At 66.8% G+C, this 12,760-nt stretch carries 13 protein-coding genes; 4 read left to right on the top strand and 9 right to left on the bottom strand.

From position 1 onward, the window contains the following. Genes BAU06_RS09760 through BAU06_RS09750 form a run of 3 tightly spaced genes read right to left on the bottom strand, consistent with a single transcriptional unit; the run spans position 1 to position 2,990 of the window. Positions 1-867: an ABC transporter permease gene (locus BAU06_RS09760; protein ID WP_066347856.1), complete on the bottom strand. Its 867-nt coding sequence runs from the start codon at positions 865-867 to the stop codon at positions 1-3. Beyond that, positions 864-1,919: an ABC transporter ATP-binding protein gene (locus BAU06_RS09755; RefSeq protein WP_066347850.1), complete on the bottom strand. Its 1,056-nt coding sequence runs from the start codon at positions 1,917-1,919 to the stop codon at positions 864-866. The genes BAU06_RS09760 and BAU06_RS09755 overlap by 4 nt, the downstream gene beginning before the upstream one ends. Positions 1,920-1,958: 39 nt before the next feature. Continuing rightward, entirely contained in the window at positions 1,959-2,990 is a 1,032-nt protein-coding gene (locus tag BAU06_RS09750; protein ID WP_066358638.1) for an ABC transporter substrate-binding protein, read from the bottom strand. Positions 2,991-3,216: 226 nt separating this feature from the next. On the opposite strand from BAU06_RS09750, the gene BAU06_RS09745 reads away from it, so the two are divergent. After that, positions 3,217-4,014 (top strand): GntR family transcriptional regulator, encoded by a 798-nt coding sequence (locus BAU06_RS09745; protein ID WP_066347848.1) that lies wholly within the window; start codon positions 3,217-3,219, stop codon positions 4,012-4,014. A gap of 161 nt (positions 4,015-4,175) precedes the next feature. Here BAU06_RS09745 and BAU06_RS09740 read toward each other — a convergent pair whose 3' ends face one another. The 5 genes from BAU06_RS09740 to BAU06_RS09720 form a co-directional block, all read right to left on the bottom strand. Next, positions 4,176-5,153 carry a Bug family tripartite tricarboxylate transporter substrate binding protein gene (locus BAU06_RS09740; protein ID WP_082993596.1) on the bottom strand — a complete coding sequence of 326 codons (978 nt, stop codon included), beginning with the start codon at positions 5,151-5,153 and terminating at the stop codon, positions 4,176-4,178. An 82-nt stretch (positions 5,154-5,235) separates the two neighbouring features. After that, positions 5,236-6,306, bottom strand: coding sequence for an Ldh family oxidoreductase (locus BAU06_RS09735; protein ID WP_066347842.1), 1,071 nt, complete (start codon positions 6,304-6,306; stop codon positions 5,236-5,238). A gap of 94 nt (positions 6,307-6,400) precedes the next feature. Continuing rightward, a complete protein-coding gene (locus BAU06_RS09730) occupies positions 6,401-7,321 on the bottom strand; it encodes an SMP-30/gluconolactonase/LRE family protein (protein ID WP_066347839.1) in 921 nt (306 codons plus the stop codon). 44 nt (positions 7,322-7,365) lie between these two features. Continuing rightward, positions 7,366-7,677, bottom strand: coding sequence for a DUF4387 domain-containing protein (locus BAU06_RS09725; protein ID WP_066347836.1), 312 nt, complete (start codon positions 7,675-7,677; stop codon positions 7,366-7,368). Positions 7,678-7,707: 30 nt separating this feature from the next. Continuing rightward, entirely contained in the window at positions 7,708-9,069 is a 1,362-nt protein-coding gene (locus tag BAU06_RS09720; RefSeq protein WP_066347833.1) for an acyclic terpene utilization AtuA family protein, read from the bottom strand. 190 nt (positions 9,070-9,259) lie between these two features. Between BAU06_RS09720 and BAU06_RS09715 the strand changes: the two genes are divergently transcribed. Next, positions 9,260-10,264 carry a LysR substrate-binding domain-containing protein gene (locus BAU06_RS09715; RefSeq protein WP_066347828.1) on the top strand — a complete coding sequence of 335 codons (1,005 nt, stop codon included), beginning with the start codon at positions 9,260-9,262 and terminating at the stop codon, positions 10,262-10,264. A gap of 20 nt (positions 10,265-10,284) precedes the next feature. On the opposite strand, the gene BAU06_RS09710 is transcribed toward BAU06_RS09715, so the two are convergent. Next, the gene (locus BAU06_RS09710) at positions 10,285-10,584 is read right to left on the bottom strand and encodes an accessory factor UbiK family protein (protein ID WP_082993594.1); all 300 of its coding nucleotides are present in this window, start codon (positions 10,582-10,584) and stop codon (positions 10,285-10,287) included. Positions 10,585-11,071: 487 nt separating this feature from the next. Between BAU06_RS09710 and BAU06_RS09705 the strand changes: the two genes are divergently transcribed. Then, entirely contained in the window at positions 11,072-11,410 is a 339-nt protein-coding gene (locus BAU06_RS09705; protein WP_066347801.1) for a P-II family nitrogen regulator, read from the top strand. A gap of 32 nt (positions 11,411-11,442) precedes the next feature. Continuing rightward, positions 11,443-12,681, top strand: a complete 1,239-nt coding sequence (gene amt / locus BAU06_RS09700) for an ammonium transporter (protein WP_066347795.1) — start codon at positions 11,443-11,445, stop codon at positions 12,679-12,681. The last annotated feature ends 79 nt before the right edge of the window (positions 12,682-12,760 follow it).

Here is a 12,760-nt window from a genome sequence, read left to right as displayed (position 1 = left end):
TCAGGCTCCCGACGGATTGAAGACCGCGCCATAGCGGCGCTCGATCAGCCGGTTGGCCGACAACAGCACCACGACGGTCGCCACCAGCAGCACCACCGCCAGCGCCGCGCCTAGCGGCCAATTCAGCGTGTTCAGGAATTCGTCGTAGGCGGCGGTGGCCACGTTTTTCAGGCGGCGGCCGCCGATGATGGCGGGCGTGGCGAACGAACTGGCGGCCAAGGCGAACACCATGATCGAGCCCGACAGGATGCCCGGCATGACCTGCGGCACGATCACGCGCCGGATCACGGTGAACTGGCTGGCGCCCAGCGACAGCGCGGCGGCCTCGGTAGACGGATTGATCCGCTGCAACGACGCCCACACCGAGATCACCATGAACGGCACCAGCACGTGCGTCAGCGCAATACCCACGCCCAGATTGCTGTACATCAGGTCCATCGGCGTCGAGATCAGGCCGATGCCCATCAGCGCCTTGTTGATGAGGCCGGTGGAACCGAACAGCAAGGCCCAGCCCAGCGTGCGCACCACCACCGAAATCAGCAGCGGCCCCAGCACCACCATCAGGAACAGGCTCTTCCACGGATTGGCCATGCGCGACAGCACATAGGCTTCCGCCGTGCCCAGCACCAGGCAGGCCACCGTCACCAGCGCCGCCACGCCGAAGGTCCGGGCGTAGATTTCGTAGTAATAGCCGTCGCCCAGGATCTCGATGTAGTTCTTCCAGGTGAAGGTGGCCTGCACGCCGCCGTAGAACTGGAAGTCGAAGAAGCTGATCAGGAATACCAGCGCCATCGGCACCACCAGAAAGGTGGCGTAGAGAGCCAGCGCCGGCCCGCTCAACAGCCAGGGGTTGACGCGCGCGCTCATTGCGCGGCCTCCTGCCCCGGCACCGCGCACATGTCCTGCGCGCGCCAGCGCAGGTGCACCGTCTCGCCCTCGGCGGGCACCGGCACGCCGTCGTTCTGGCGGATCACCAGCACCTCGCCCACGGAGGTATCCACCTGGCATAGCCAGTGGTTGCCCAGGAACACGCGCGTCTTCATGCGGCCCGGCAGGGAACAGGCGCCGGCCTCGGCGAACAGGATTTTCTCAGGCCGCACGATCACCGCGCCCCGCGGCACCGGCTGGCCCTCCATGGCGATATGGGCCTCGCCGATGCGCGCCCGCAGCTCGCCCGCATAGGGCTGGGCCGTGGGCGTGAAAACGTTGGCCTTGCCCAGGAACCCGCCGACAAAGCGGCTCGACGGCGCCTCATAGGCCGCGAAAGGCTCGGCCACCTGCTCGACCCGGCCCTGGTTCATCACCACGATACGGTCGGACAGCGCCAGGGCTTCGGACTGGTCGTGCGTCACCAGGATGGTGGTGGTGCCGACGGTGCGCTGGATGCTGCGCAGCTCCAGCTGCATTTCCTCGCGCAGCTTCGCGTCCAGGTTCGACAGCGGTTCGTCCAGCAACAGCACGCTGGGGCGTATCACCAGCGCGCGCGCCAGCGCCACGCGTTGCTGCTGGCCGCCTGACATGCGCGCCGGATGGCGGTCGGCCAGGTGCGACAGGCCCACCAGCTTGAGCGCCTCGGCCACCCGCGCCCGCCGCTCTTCCTTGCCGACGCGCTGCATCTCCAGGCCGAACGACACGTTCTCGGCCGCAGTCATGTGGGGAAACAGCGCGTAGTTCTGGAACACCATGCCCAGGCCGCGCTTGTTGGCCGGAATGCGGCTGACGTCCTTGCCGTCCAGCACGATGCTGCCGCCGCTGGGCTCGACGAACCCGGCGATCATTTGCAGGGTAGTGGTCTTGCCGCACCCCGACGGCCCCAGCAGCGAGATGAACTCGCCGCGTTCGACCGACAGGCTTAGGTCCTCGACCGCCGTCAGGTCGCCGTAGCGCTTGGACAGGCGGTTCAAAACGAGATAGCTCATGGATGCTCCCGCTGGCGGCGCGCCCGCGCCGCCGTTGCCTCAGCGCTCGATTTCACGCGTCCAGCGCTTGTTCCAGTCGTCCCGGTTCTGGTTGACGGTGTCCCAGTCGATCACGATCAGGTCGGCGGCGCGCTTGCCGATAGGCAGCGGCACGCGCGGATCGTCGACCACCTTGGCCTGCTTGTTGACCGGGCCATAGCCATAGGCGGTGGCCAGCTGCTCCTGCACCTTCGGGCTGACCAGATAGTTGACGAAGGCCTGCGCCAGCGGATTGGCGTCGGCCTTGGCCACCGGACACACCGACGACAGCAGGGCATAGGCCCCTTCCCGCGGATAGACGAAGCCCACCGGGAAGCCGGTGTCGGCGAAGGCCTTGACGCGGCCGCTGCCCCACACCGCGATGGTGGCCTGGCCGCTGGAGAACAGCTCGGTCATCTTGCCGGGCGAGGGCTCGTACACCAGCACGTTGGGACCGACCTCGTCCTTGAAGGTCTTGAAGCCGGGATCGATGTTCTTTTCGCCCCCGCCGCCTTCGCGGGCGTATTCCACCAGCGCGTGCAGGCCGTAGGTATTGTTCAGGGGCGGCACCACCAGCTGCTTCTTGTACTTGGGATCCTTCAGGTCCTTCCACGAGGTGGGCGCGGGCCACTTGCGCTCGTCGAACACCTTCTTGTTGTACATGATGCCCGTGGCGACCATGCCGATGGCCACGGCCTTGTCGTCCTTGTAGCGCGCGGTGCCGTACAGGTCGTCGGCCGGCAGGCCCTTGATCGGCGCGCAGAAGCCGAGCGCGATGGCCTGGTACATCGGGCCGTCGTCGATGATGGCGACGTCGATCTGCTGGTTGCTTTTCTGCGCCTGCAGCCGCGCCACCGTGTTGGTGGAGTTGCCGGCCACGTAATCCAGCTCGACGCCATGCTGCTTGGCGAAGGGCGGGAAGATGTCCTTGCGCATGATGTCTTCGAACGAGCCGCCGTAGCCGGCGACCACCAGTTTCTGCTGCGCCTGCGCGCTGGCGCACACACCGACGGCCACCGTGGCCGCCGTCAGGACTGCGAGTACCTTGCCCATGAAAACCCCCATTATTGGAAGAGAACTGCAAGAACTGCGATGCCGCCTGAATCCGGGGATGGACTCGCCGCAGAAAAAATGCGGACCCGCTTGCCCCGCGACCTCATGTCCGCCGTACAATTTGTCCGTACATGAATGTCCGGACAAATAATGGATCCACCATGACGGCGTTGTCAATCGGTTATTGTCCGGACAAACCCCGATAGAGCGAGAAAAGGAACCATCCATGACCCGATCCTCCGAACGCGCGCCAGAGCCGGCCGCCGCGCGCGAGGCCCTCGGCCAGGCCACGGGGCCGGACGACGAGGCTGGCGGTCCGCGCTACAAAAGTATCTACCAGCAGCTGGCGCGCGACATCGGCAGCGGCCGCTATCCGGTCATGACGCTGCTGCCGACCGAACATGAACTGTGCGAGCAATTCGGCGCCAGCCGCCACACCATCCGCGAGGCCATCCGCATGCTGACGGTGGCCGGCATGGTGTCGCGCCGCCCGGGCGTGGGCACGCGCGTCGAGACCGCCCACGCCACCACCCGTTTCACGCAACGTATCTCGCAGTTCCCCGACCTGCTGCAATACGCGCGCAACGCCGCGCTTCTGGTGCAGGACGTGCGCACCGTCAAACTCGCCAGGCGGCTGGCGGAGACCCTGGGCGCCGAACCCGGCCAGTCGTGGCTGCATATCAACTCCATCAAGACGCTGGACGACCGCGACACGCCGGTAGCGTGCACGCTGATCTACGCCGATCCGGCGCATTCCGACCTGCGCGCCGACATCCAGCCGCGCATCTCGCTGCTACGGTTGATCGAGGACCACTTCGGCAGCCGCATCCACGAGGTCAACCAGGAGTTCTCGGCCACGCCCATCGCCGCGCCCATCGCCCGGCAATTGCACGTGGAACCGCGGACGGCGGGCTTCGTCATCACCCGCCGCTACTACGGCAGCGGCGGGGTGCTGCTGCTGGCCACCATCACCACCTTTCCCCACGACAAGATGAAGTACTCGATGTCGCTCAACGTGGCGTAGCCCATGTCGCGGCCGGCCGGGCTGCCCTTGCCCCGGCCCGCGTCACCGGGATGCCAGGCCCAAAACAAAATCCCCCGCGGACCCGAAGGGTCGCGGGGGATCGGGTTGGCAGAAGGCCCGCGGCTTGACGCCCGGGACGGCGTCAAGCCCCGCTGGCCGCGTCAATCCACCTTCAGGTTGCGCTCGCGCACGATGGCGGCCCAGCGGTCGATCTCCGCGTTGGTGAACGCCTGGAACTGCTCCGGCGTGCTGCCGACCACGTCGATACCCGCACCGCTGAGCTTCTCCTTCACGTCGGGCATCTGCAAGGCTTTCTGGATATCGGCCGAAATGCGCTTGACCGTGGCGTCCGGCATGGAGGCCGGCGCATAGACCCCGTACCACAGTACCGTCTGGTAGCCCGGCAGGCCGGCCTCTTCCATGGTCGGCACATCCGGCAGGGCCGGCGAGCGCGTCGCGCTGGTGACGGCCAGGGCCTTGACCTTGCCAGCCTTGACCAGCGGCAGGCTGACCGGCAAGCCGGGGAAGTACAGCTGCACGTCCCCCGCCGCGGCGGCGGTCAGCGCCTGCGAACCGCCGGTATAGGGCACATGCATCATCTGCAGATGCGCCATCGAGGCGAACAATTCGGCCGCCATGTCGTCGGCATTGCCGATGCCGGCGCTGCTGAAGTTCAGCTGGTTGGGCTTGGACTTCGCCAGGTTGATGAAATCCCGCAGGTTCTGGACCGGCAGCGTGGGCGTGACCACCACCACGTGCGGCATGGCCGTCACCTGCGATACGGCCTTCAGGTCCTTGCGCAGGTTGTACTTCAGGCGCGGGTACAGCGAGGCACTGACGGTGATCGCGTTCTGCGCGATCAACAGCGTGTGGCCATCGTCGGCGCGCGCCACGTGCTCGGCGGCGATATTGCCGGCCGCGCCCGCGCGGTTTTCGACGATGACGGCCTGGCCCCACAATTCAGCCAGCTTGGGGCTGATGGTGCGCGCGACCAGGTCCATGCTGCTGCCGGCGGCCAGGCCGGAAACGATGCGCACGGTGCGGGTGGGAAAGTCCGGCGCGGCCTGGGCCGATGCCGAGCCCATCAGGACCTGCGCGCACAGCGCGACGCCGGCCTGGATGATCATTCTGCGGTTCATGGAAAGCTCCTCCTTATCTATATCGGGACGCCGCGCTGAACGCGGGCCCGGGCTACACGTACGGCCGCTGGCGCGGCCGGATTCAAAATGGAAACGGCACGCCGGCCTCGCGCGCCACGCGCTCGATGTCGGACAGCGTATCGGCGGGCAGCGCCAGGCCGCTCGCGCGGTTTTCCGCGTCGGCCTGGACTTCCATCTCGCCGGGGTAATAGACCTGCCGATGTCCCGGGGCGACGGGAACATCCTTCAGCGAGGCGATATAGGCATCGATGCGGGCGTTGTAGTCCTCCATGGGCTGGAAGGCCGCCACATTCAGGGCAATCATCAAATGGCCGGCGCCGCTGCGGTTGACGGGATCGTAGGGACCATGCACGCGGTCCAGGAATTCGCTGCCCGACAGCACGCCGGACAGCACGTCGACCATGACGCCCATCACATAGCCCTTGTGGCCCGCCATGGGCAGGATGAATCCTTCCAGCGCCGCCTTCGGATCGGTGGTGGGATTGCCCTGGGCGTCGATGGCCCAATGCGAAGGAATGGGCTCGCGGCGCTTGTTCGCCAGGTAGATCTTGCCGCGCGCCACGCCGGAGTTCGCCATGTCCATGACTACGGGCGGATGGCTGCCGCCGGGCGCCGCGATGGACCACGGATTGGTGCCGATCTTCTTTTTCAATCCGCCCCATGGCGCCATATTGGGACCGGCATTGCTCATGAGCATCATCACGCAGCCCTGCTCCGCGCCGATGCGCGTGTAGTACATGCAGGTTCCGAAGTGATTCGAATTGCGGATCGACACCACGCCGACCCCGTGCTTGCGGGCGCGCGCCACCGCCTCGTCCACCGCCCGGCGGGCCACGACCTGGCCCATGCCGTCGCCGCCGTCCAGGACGGCGATCGCGCCGGCGTCCACCGCCAGCCGGGTTTCCGTCACGGCCTTCATCGCGCCCGAACGCAGGCGCGCGTAATACCAGCCCAGGCGCAGCATGCCGTGCGACTGGTGGCCCCACAGATCGGCCTGTACCAGCGTATCGGCCGCCAGCAAGGCGTCGGCCGCCGGCACGCCGGCGCTTTCGTAGACCGCGGCGGCCAGGTCGCGCATGCGCGCGGGGTCTATGCGTTTCGCGCCCTGTCGGGCGGACTCGGTATCTTCCATGATGGCTCCAGTGAATTGCTGTCGGGATCGGGCGCCTGCGCCACGACATCCGGCGGGACCGGGCCACGGCCCGGCGCCGTCGGCGCGTCCACCCTCATGCGGCGTGCGAGTACATCGGCTGTCCAGGGATGTCCATGCGTGCGACCAGCACGCTGCCGCTTTCCGACTCTGTGATGTACAGGTCGCGATTGTCCTTGCCGCCGAAGGCGATATTGGTGGTCATATGCCCCATGCAGGAATCGATGCGCAGCAGCGGCTCGCCGCGCGGCGAGAACTTCCACACCGCCCCCATGCCGGCATGCGCCACATACAGGTTGCCGGCCTGGTCCACGGCCATGCCGTCCGGCCCGCTGCCGCCCGACATCTGGATGAACAAGCCGACCCGCGTCAGCGACCGGTCCGGCAGCACCATGGCGCGCCAGACGCAGTTGCCGCGCGTGGCGGCCACGTACAGCGCGGTCTCCGAGGGGCTCATGACGATGCCGTTGGGGCTGGGTACGTTGTCCAGCAGGCATTCCAGGTAGCCGTCGGCTCCCTGCCGGTACACGCGGCCGGAGGGATCCTGCAAGCCCGTCTGGCCCTGGTCCGTGAAATACAGGTCGCCGTTGGCGGCGAAGAAAAGGTCATTGGGTCCCTTGAACCCCTCGGTCCTCGCCCTGCGGATATACGGCGTCACGCGCCCGGCGTCCGGATCGAGCAGCAGGATGCCATTCTTGTGGTCCGCCACGAAAATGCGGCCGTCGCGATGGATCTTCAATCCGTTCGGCTCGCCGTCGTACTCGATCAACTGCGTGACCTCGCCGGCGGGCGACACGCGGAAGATCAAACCGAAGGCGATATCCACCAGGTACAGGTTGCCCTGCCTGTCGAAGGACGGGCCCTCTATATAGCTGTCCGTCGCGCGGGTGCCCTTGCCGGCGCGCAGGCGCTCCTCGGACAACTGGCCCGCCTTGCGGTAGCGGTCGGGAATGCGCGTGAAGACCTCGGTCTTCATCGCCGGGGGTGCGGCGTACATGGCGGTCTCCTTTCCTCTTCGCGTCTTGCCGTGACGTGCCCGCGCTACAGCGGCAATTCCAGGTCGAGCAGCGGCGCATGCTGCTGGGCGCCGTAGACGTCGGTATCGCCGATGGCGCCGGATACGATGCGTCGCGGCAGGGTCGCCTTGTAGGCCAGGGCCGGCGGATATTCGGTGAACAGCACGTCCTCGGGCGCGACGCCGTACAGCGCGGCGATGCGCTCGCGCGTGATCACGCCGGTGCGGCGAACCCGCTCGAAGGTCTCGGCGCTGTCGAACATGATGTCCAGCGTCAGCTCGAAGGGGCCCGCGTTCTTGCTTTTGCAGGCCTTGGCGATATCTTTCAGTTTGGTCATGGCGGATCTCTTGTCCAGGGACGCGGCGCGCTAGACGGTCTCGTATTCGATCGGGAACATGCCGAGCGGATCGTCGGTGCGGATCACATGCTGCATGGTGAACTCGTAGACCGGGCCGCGCTCGATGTCGGAGGGCGAGAACGGGAAGGCCATATTGCCCTCGCGGCACAGCCGCCCGGGAAAATCGCTGTGCAGCAGCGTGACGCGGGTCAGCGCCAGTGCGGCATTGGCGATTTCCTGGGTGTCGCCGACCACCTCGGCCAGGATGCCGATTTCGTGGCTGCGGGCCTGGCGCAAGGGCTCCCACTCGCCCATCACCCCGTCCTTGCCATACAGGCGCATGACAATGCGATAGCGTTCGCGCGGAATCCCCAGCGCCGCGATCTTGGTGTGGGAAGCCTCCGTCACGGCCGCGATGAAGCTTTCCAGCTGGCCGATCAGGCCCGGATCGCGCGTACCGGCGAAGGCGATGGCGCTATAGCCCGAGCAGGCCGCGGCTTCCAGCTTGATGGTGTAGGGCTGCGGCTTCCACTGCATGCCGGTGATGCGGACGCGCCGCTCCGAGACGGCCTGCATGACGCAGGCGCTGGTATCCAGGACGCCGCCGGGCTCGTAGCGCACGATGGGGCTGGCGCTCTCGTGCAGGGCCTGCACCGATACCGACAAGGGCGTGCAGCGCAGTTCCGGGTTGGCCGGCTCCACCTCGACATAGTCCTCGCCCAGCGTGGCGATCAGGCAGTCGTGCTTTTTCGGCAATGCGGCGTTGCAGGCGCATTCCAGCAGCTTGCCCGCGTACCAGGCCGGCGCCGCCGGAATGCCATGGTGCATGGCCAGCGCCACCCAGGGCGCGGGATCGGTGCCGCGGCCGGCCAGGATGACCTGCGCGCCCGCGCGCAGCGCCGCCAGGTGCGGTTCCGGCCCCATCATGCCGACGATGCGCTCGGCGCGCTCGACCTCGTCCTCGGACAGCGGACCGGCCTTGCCGAGCGGCTGCACGCGCCCCGCGCGGATGCCGGCCTTCAGCCGCTCCTTGTCCTGCTCGGCATGGATGAGCGCCATCTTGAAATGCATGCCCTCTTCGCGGGCGATCTCGCGCACCAGCGCGGCGCAGGCCTGCAGGTGCGGCTCGCCACCGGCGCCGCCGCACGTGCCTATCATCATGGGGATATCCAGCTCCATCGCGCCGCGCAGCAGCAGGCGGATGTCCCGCTTCATCTGCAAGGCGGAATTGAGCGTCTTGCCGGAACCCAGGTAATGCGGCCCGGGATCGGAGCTGCCCCCATCCACGCCCACCATATGGGGCCGGGCCCGCAATGCGGTGGCCAGGGAGGCTTCCGGAAAGCCATATCCCAGGATTCCGCTGGCCGAGACCATACGGACTTCGTTCGTCATGTGCCCTACCCTCCTCTGCGCCCCGGCGTCGCGCCCGGATCCATTTTTTGTGGAATCATGTCGGCTCGTCGCGAGCCGCAGGCCGTCACTTTCCCGCTTCGCGCGGTACGCGGCAAGCGATCATTCAAGAGGGGGGTCATGCCGTACCGGCACGGCACTTCCCGGTATCACGGCGCAAGAGAGGAGAAACATGGACCCACACGGCGTGCCGCCCGGCGACGGAACGATGGATCCCTTGATGCGCAGGCTGGACCTGACCTCCCTGCGCCTGTTCGTGGACGCCTGCGAGGCCCGCAGCATCGCCGCGGCGGCGGCCCGCGCCTGCATCGTGCCCTCCGCCGTCAGCCGGCGGATCTCGGACCTGGAGAAATCCGTAGGAATTCCGCTGCTCTTCCGTTCGCCACGCGGCATCACGCCCACGGCTGCCGGGGAAACGGTATTGCGTTATGCCAGCGCGGCGCTGGCCCAGCTGCAGCACATGGGCACGGCACTGGGACGCTACGCGTCCGGCCTGCAGGGCACGGTACGCGTGGTGGCAAATATTTCGTCCATCGACCAGTACCTGCCCGAGGACCTCGCGGCGTTCTCGCAGACCTATCCCGATGTCAGCATCGAACTGGAAGAAAAACGCGGCGGCGAGATCCTGAAATCCGTGGAAGACGGCACGGCGGACCTGGGTATCGGCAACGACTGGTACCTGGGCGAAGCGGCGGCGGTCAGCCGCCCCTATCGCGAAGACAGCCTGGTGGCGATATTCCCCCGTTCGCATCCGATGGCGCGCCTGCGCGGCACGCGCTTCGCCGACGTCATCGACGAGCCCCTCATCGGCCTGCACGCCGAAAGCGCATACAACGCCAAACTGGCCCAGCAGGCCGCGTTGATCGGCAAGGAAATACGCATGAAGATCCGCGTCAACAGCTTCGACGCGCTATGCCGCATGGTCCACGCCGGGCTGGGGATTTCCTTCGTGCTGAAGCAGCTGGCGGACATGTATATGGACATCCTGAACATCGCCGCCGTGCCGCTGTCGGACGCCTGGGCCAACAAGCGCATCCTGATCGCCTACCGATCCGACGACATGCTGTCCGCCCCGGCGCGCACGCTGCTGGAATTCCTGACGCGCCAGTTCCTGACGCGGCAGGCCGAAACGCATGGCGGCGCGCCGGCGGAAGCCAATCCCGCGGCGGCGAGCTGACCGGGCCCGAGGGTCCGGGGCTAGGCCTGGGGCGGGGGCTGGACCGGGGCAGCCGGCGCCGGCCTGGCCTGCGCCGCCTCCAGCGCATTGATGCGCGCTTCCAGCAAGGTGACCTGCGCGGCCAGTTGATCGGCCCGGGCGACGGTGCGCGCCAGCAGTTCAGCCTGCACGTCGAATTCCTCGCGGGTCACCAGGTCCAGGCGGGAGAAGCCCTGCGCCATCATGGCGCGCACATTGCGCTCCAGGTCCGCCGCCGGGCTGCGGGCGATCAGGTCGGAAATATTCTTCTGGAGGTCTTCCATCCATTGCGTGGCGTTCATGGCTTTTCTCATGGGAATCGGGACAACGCCAGTTTAGAGCGTCACGCGGGGCGGCGCGAATCGGGCGCCCCCAGCCGGGCGAGGCCCGGCGGCCGGATCCCAACGCCTGAATCCCGGCGGCTGGGCCGGTCTCGGCCCCACCTGGGCCCCGCCCCGCCTGCATCCCGGCGCGTGAACCGCGGCGACTGAACCCGGCGTCGCACTGTGTTACCAGTGTGTGCGAGTCCCGGCCGCCGGGCCCGCATCTCACCCGGGAAGCGTGGCATTCCGCTACACACGCCGGCCTTGCAAATATTTTGTTGCGACGGCTGCACCCGAAAATGCACCACGGCCGGGCACGCATCCAGACGGTGCGCACCGAAGCGGTGCCGCCACGGCCGGGGCCATTCCGCCACGGCCGCAAAACCGGCCCTTCCCCTCTGGAAAAACATGGCATCGATTTTGCTTTAGAGGCAGGGCCAACGTGCAACCATGAGAGGAACCAGCCATGAAACTCATCATCGCCATCATCAAGCCCTTCAAGCTCGACGAGGTGCGAGTGGCTTTGTCCGGTATCGGTGTCCAGGGACTGACGGTGACGGAAGTCAAGGGCTTCGGCCGGCAGAAAGGCCACACCGAACTTTATCGCGGCGCCGAATATGCCGTGGACTTCCTGCCCAAGCTGCGCGTGGAGGCCGCCGTACCCGATAGCCTGGTCGAACAAGCCATCGAAACCATCGAGCAGGCCGCGCGCACCGGCAAGATCGGTGACGGCAAGATCTTTGTCGCCGGACTCGAACAGGTCATTCGCATCCGTACGGGCGAAGCCGGCGAAGCCGCACTGTAAACACAATAAGGACGCTACTGGAGCCATAACAAATGGATAAAGCAGATATCTCGTGGATGCTGGTCTCGACACTGCTGGTGTTGATGATGGCAGTGCCCGGCCTCGCCCTGTTCTACGGCGGACTGGTACGGAGCAAGAATGTGTTGTCGGTCCTGATGCAGGTCATGGGGACCTTCGTCGTTGGGCTGGTGTTGTGGTTCATCTACGGTTATTCGCTTGCCTTCACCGAAGGCAATTCCTTCTTCGGCGGCTTCTCGCGCGTGTTCTTCTCCGGCATGTTCTCGCCGGCCGACGGGAAGTACGCCATGACCGGATCGCTGACGGAGCTCCTGTTCGCGTCTTTCCAGGCGACCTTCGCCGGCATCACCTGCGCCCTGATCGTGGGTAGCTTCGCCGAGCGCGCGCGCTTCTCCGCCGTGCTGCTGTTCACGGTGATCTGGTTCACGTTCGCCTACGTGCCCATCGCCCACATGGTGTGGTTCGCCTCGCCGACCGTCCCGGGCCTGATGAACGCCAAGGGCGCCCTGGACTTCGCTGGCGGCACCGTGGTGCACATCAACGCCGGTATCGCCGGCCTGGTCGGCGCCTATGTCATCGGCAAGCGCGTCGGCTACGGACGCGAAGCCATGCAGCCGCATAACCTGCCCATGGTCATGATCGGCGCTTCCCTGCTGTGGACGGGCTGGTTCGGCTTCAACGCCGGCTCCGCGCTGATGTCCAACGAGCAGGCCACGCTGGCGTTCTTCAACACCATGATCGCCACCGCCGCCGCCGTGCTGGCCTGGCTGTTCACGGAATGGGCGCTGAAGGGCAAGCCCTCCATGCTGGGCGCGGCCTCCGGTGCCGTTGCCGGCCTGGTGGCCATCACCCCGGCGGCCGGCCTGGTCGGCATGGTCGGTGCCTTCGTGATCGGCATCGCGGGCGGCGTGATCTGCGTCTGGGGCGTCAACGGCCTGAAGCGCCTGCTGAAGGCCGACGATGCGCTGGACGTGTTCGGCGTGCACGGCGTGGGCGGCATCACCGGCGCCCTGCTGACCGGCGTCTTCAACGCGCAGGTGCTGGGCGGCCCCGGCCTGAAGACCGCGGGCGAGATCGGCGGCCAGCTGTGGGTGCAATTCGAAGGCGTCATCCTGACCCTGGTGTGGTCCGGCGTGGTGGCCTGGATCGCCTACAAGATCGCCGACATGGTCTGCGGCCTGCGCGTGCCCGAGGACGTGGAACGCGAAGGCCTGGATACGACCTGCCACGGCGAATCGGCGTACCACAGCTGATACCCCGGTCACACGGCATAATCGGTCCGTAAAACGAAAGGGGCGCTCCGAGATGGAGCGCCCCTTTTTTTGTTGGCCG

Origin of the sequence: Bordetella bronchialis (genome assembly GCF_001676705.1) — a bacterium.
In the GTDB taxonomy this organism is placed as follows: domain Bacteria; phylum Pseudomonadota; class Gammaproteobacteria; order Burkholderiales; family Burkholderiaceae_B; genus Bordetella_C; species Bordetella_C bronchialis.
This window is presented reverse-complemented; position numbering and strand designations above follow the sequence as displayed.

Coding starts and splice junctions, on each gene's coding strand:
- BAU06_RS09760 (WP_066347856.1), bottom strand. CDS start 867: ATGAGCGCGCGCGTCAACCCCTGGCTGTTGAGCGGGCCGGCGCTGGCT.
- BAU06_RS09755 (WP_066347850.1), bottom strand. CDS start 1,919: ATGAGCTATCTCGTTTTGAACCGCCTGTCCAAGCGCTACGGCGACCTG.
- BAU06_RS09750 (WP_066358638.1), bottom strand. CDS start 2,990: ATGGGCAAGGTACTCGCAGTCCTGACGGCGGCCACGGTGGCCGTCGGT.
- BAU06_RS09745 (WP_066347848.1), top strand. CDS start 3,217: ATGACCCGATCCTCCGAACGCGCGCCAGAGCCGGCCGCCGCGCGCGAG.
- BAU06_RS09740 (WP_082993596.1), bottom strand. CDS start 5,153: ATGAACCGCAGAATGATCATCCAGGCCGGCGTCGCGCTGTGCGCGCAG.
- BAU06_RS09735 (WP_066347842.1), bottom strand. CDS start 6,306: ATGGAAGATACCGAGTCCGCCCGACAGGGCGCGAAACGCATAGACCCC.
- BAU06_RS09730 (WP_066347839.1), bottom strand. CDS start 7,321: ATGTACGCCGCACCCCCGGCGATGAAGACCGAGGTCTTCACGCGCATT.
- BAU06_RS09725 (WP_066347836.1), bottom strand. CDS start 7,677: ATGACCAAACTGAAAGATATCGCCAAGGCCTGCAAAAGCAAGAACGCG.
- BAU06_RS09720 (WP_066347833.1), bottom strand. CDS start 9,069: ATGACGAACGAAGTCCGTATGGTCTCGGCCAGCGGAATCCTGGGATAT.
- BAU06_RS09715 (WP_066347828.1), top strand. CDS start 9,260: ATGGACCCACACGGCGTGCCGCCCGGCGACGGAACGATGGATCCCTTG.
- BAU06_RS09710 (WP_082993594.1), bottom strand. CDS start 10,584: ATGAACGCCACGCAATGGATGGAAGACCTCCAGAAGAATATTTCCGAC.
- BAU06_RS09705 (WP_066347801.1), top strand. CDS start 11,072: ATGAAACTCATCATCGCCATCATCAAGCCCTTCAAGCTCGACGAGGTG.
- amt (WP_066347795.1), top strand. CDS start 11,443: ATGGATAAAGCAGATATCTCGTGGATGCTGGTCTCGACACTGCTGGTG.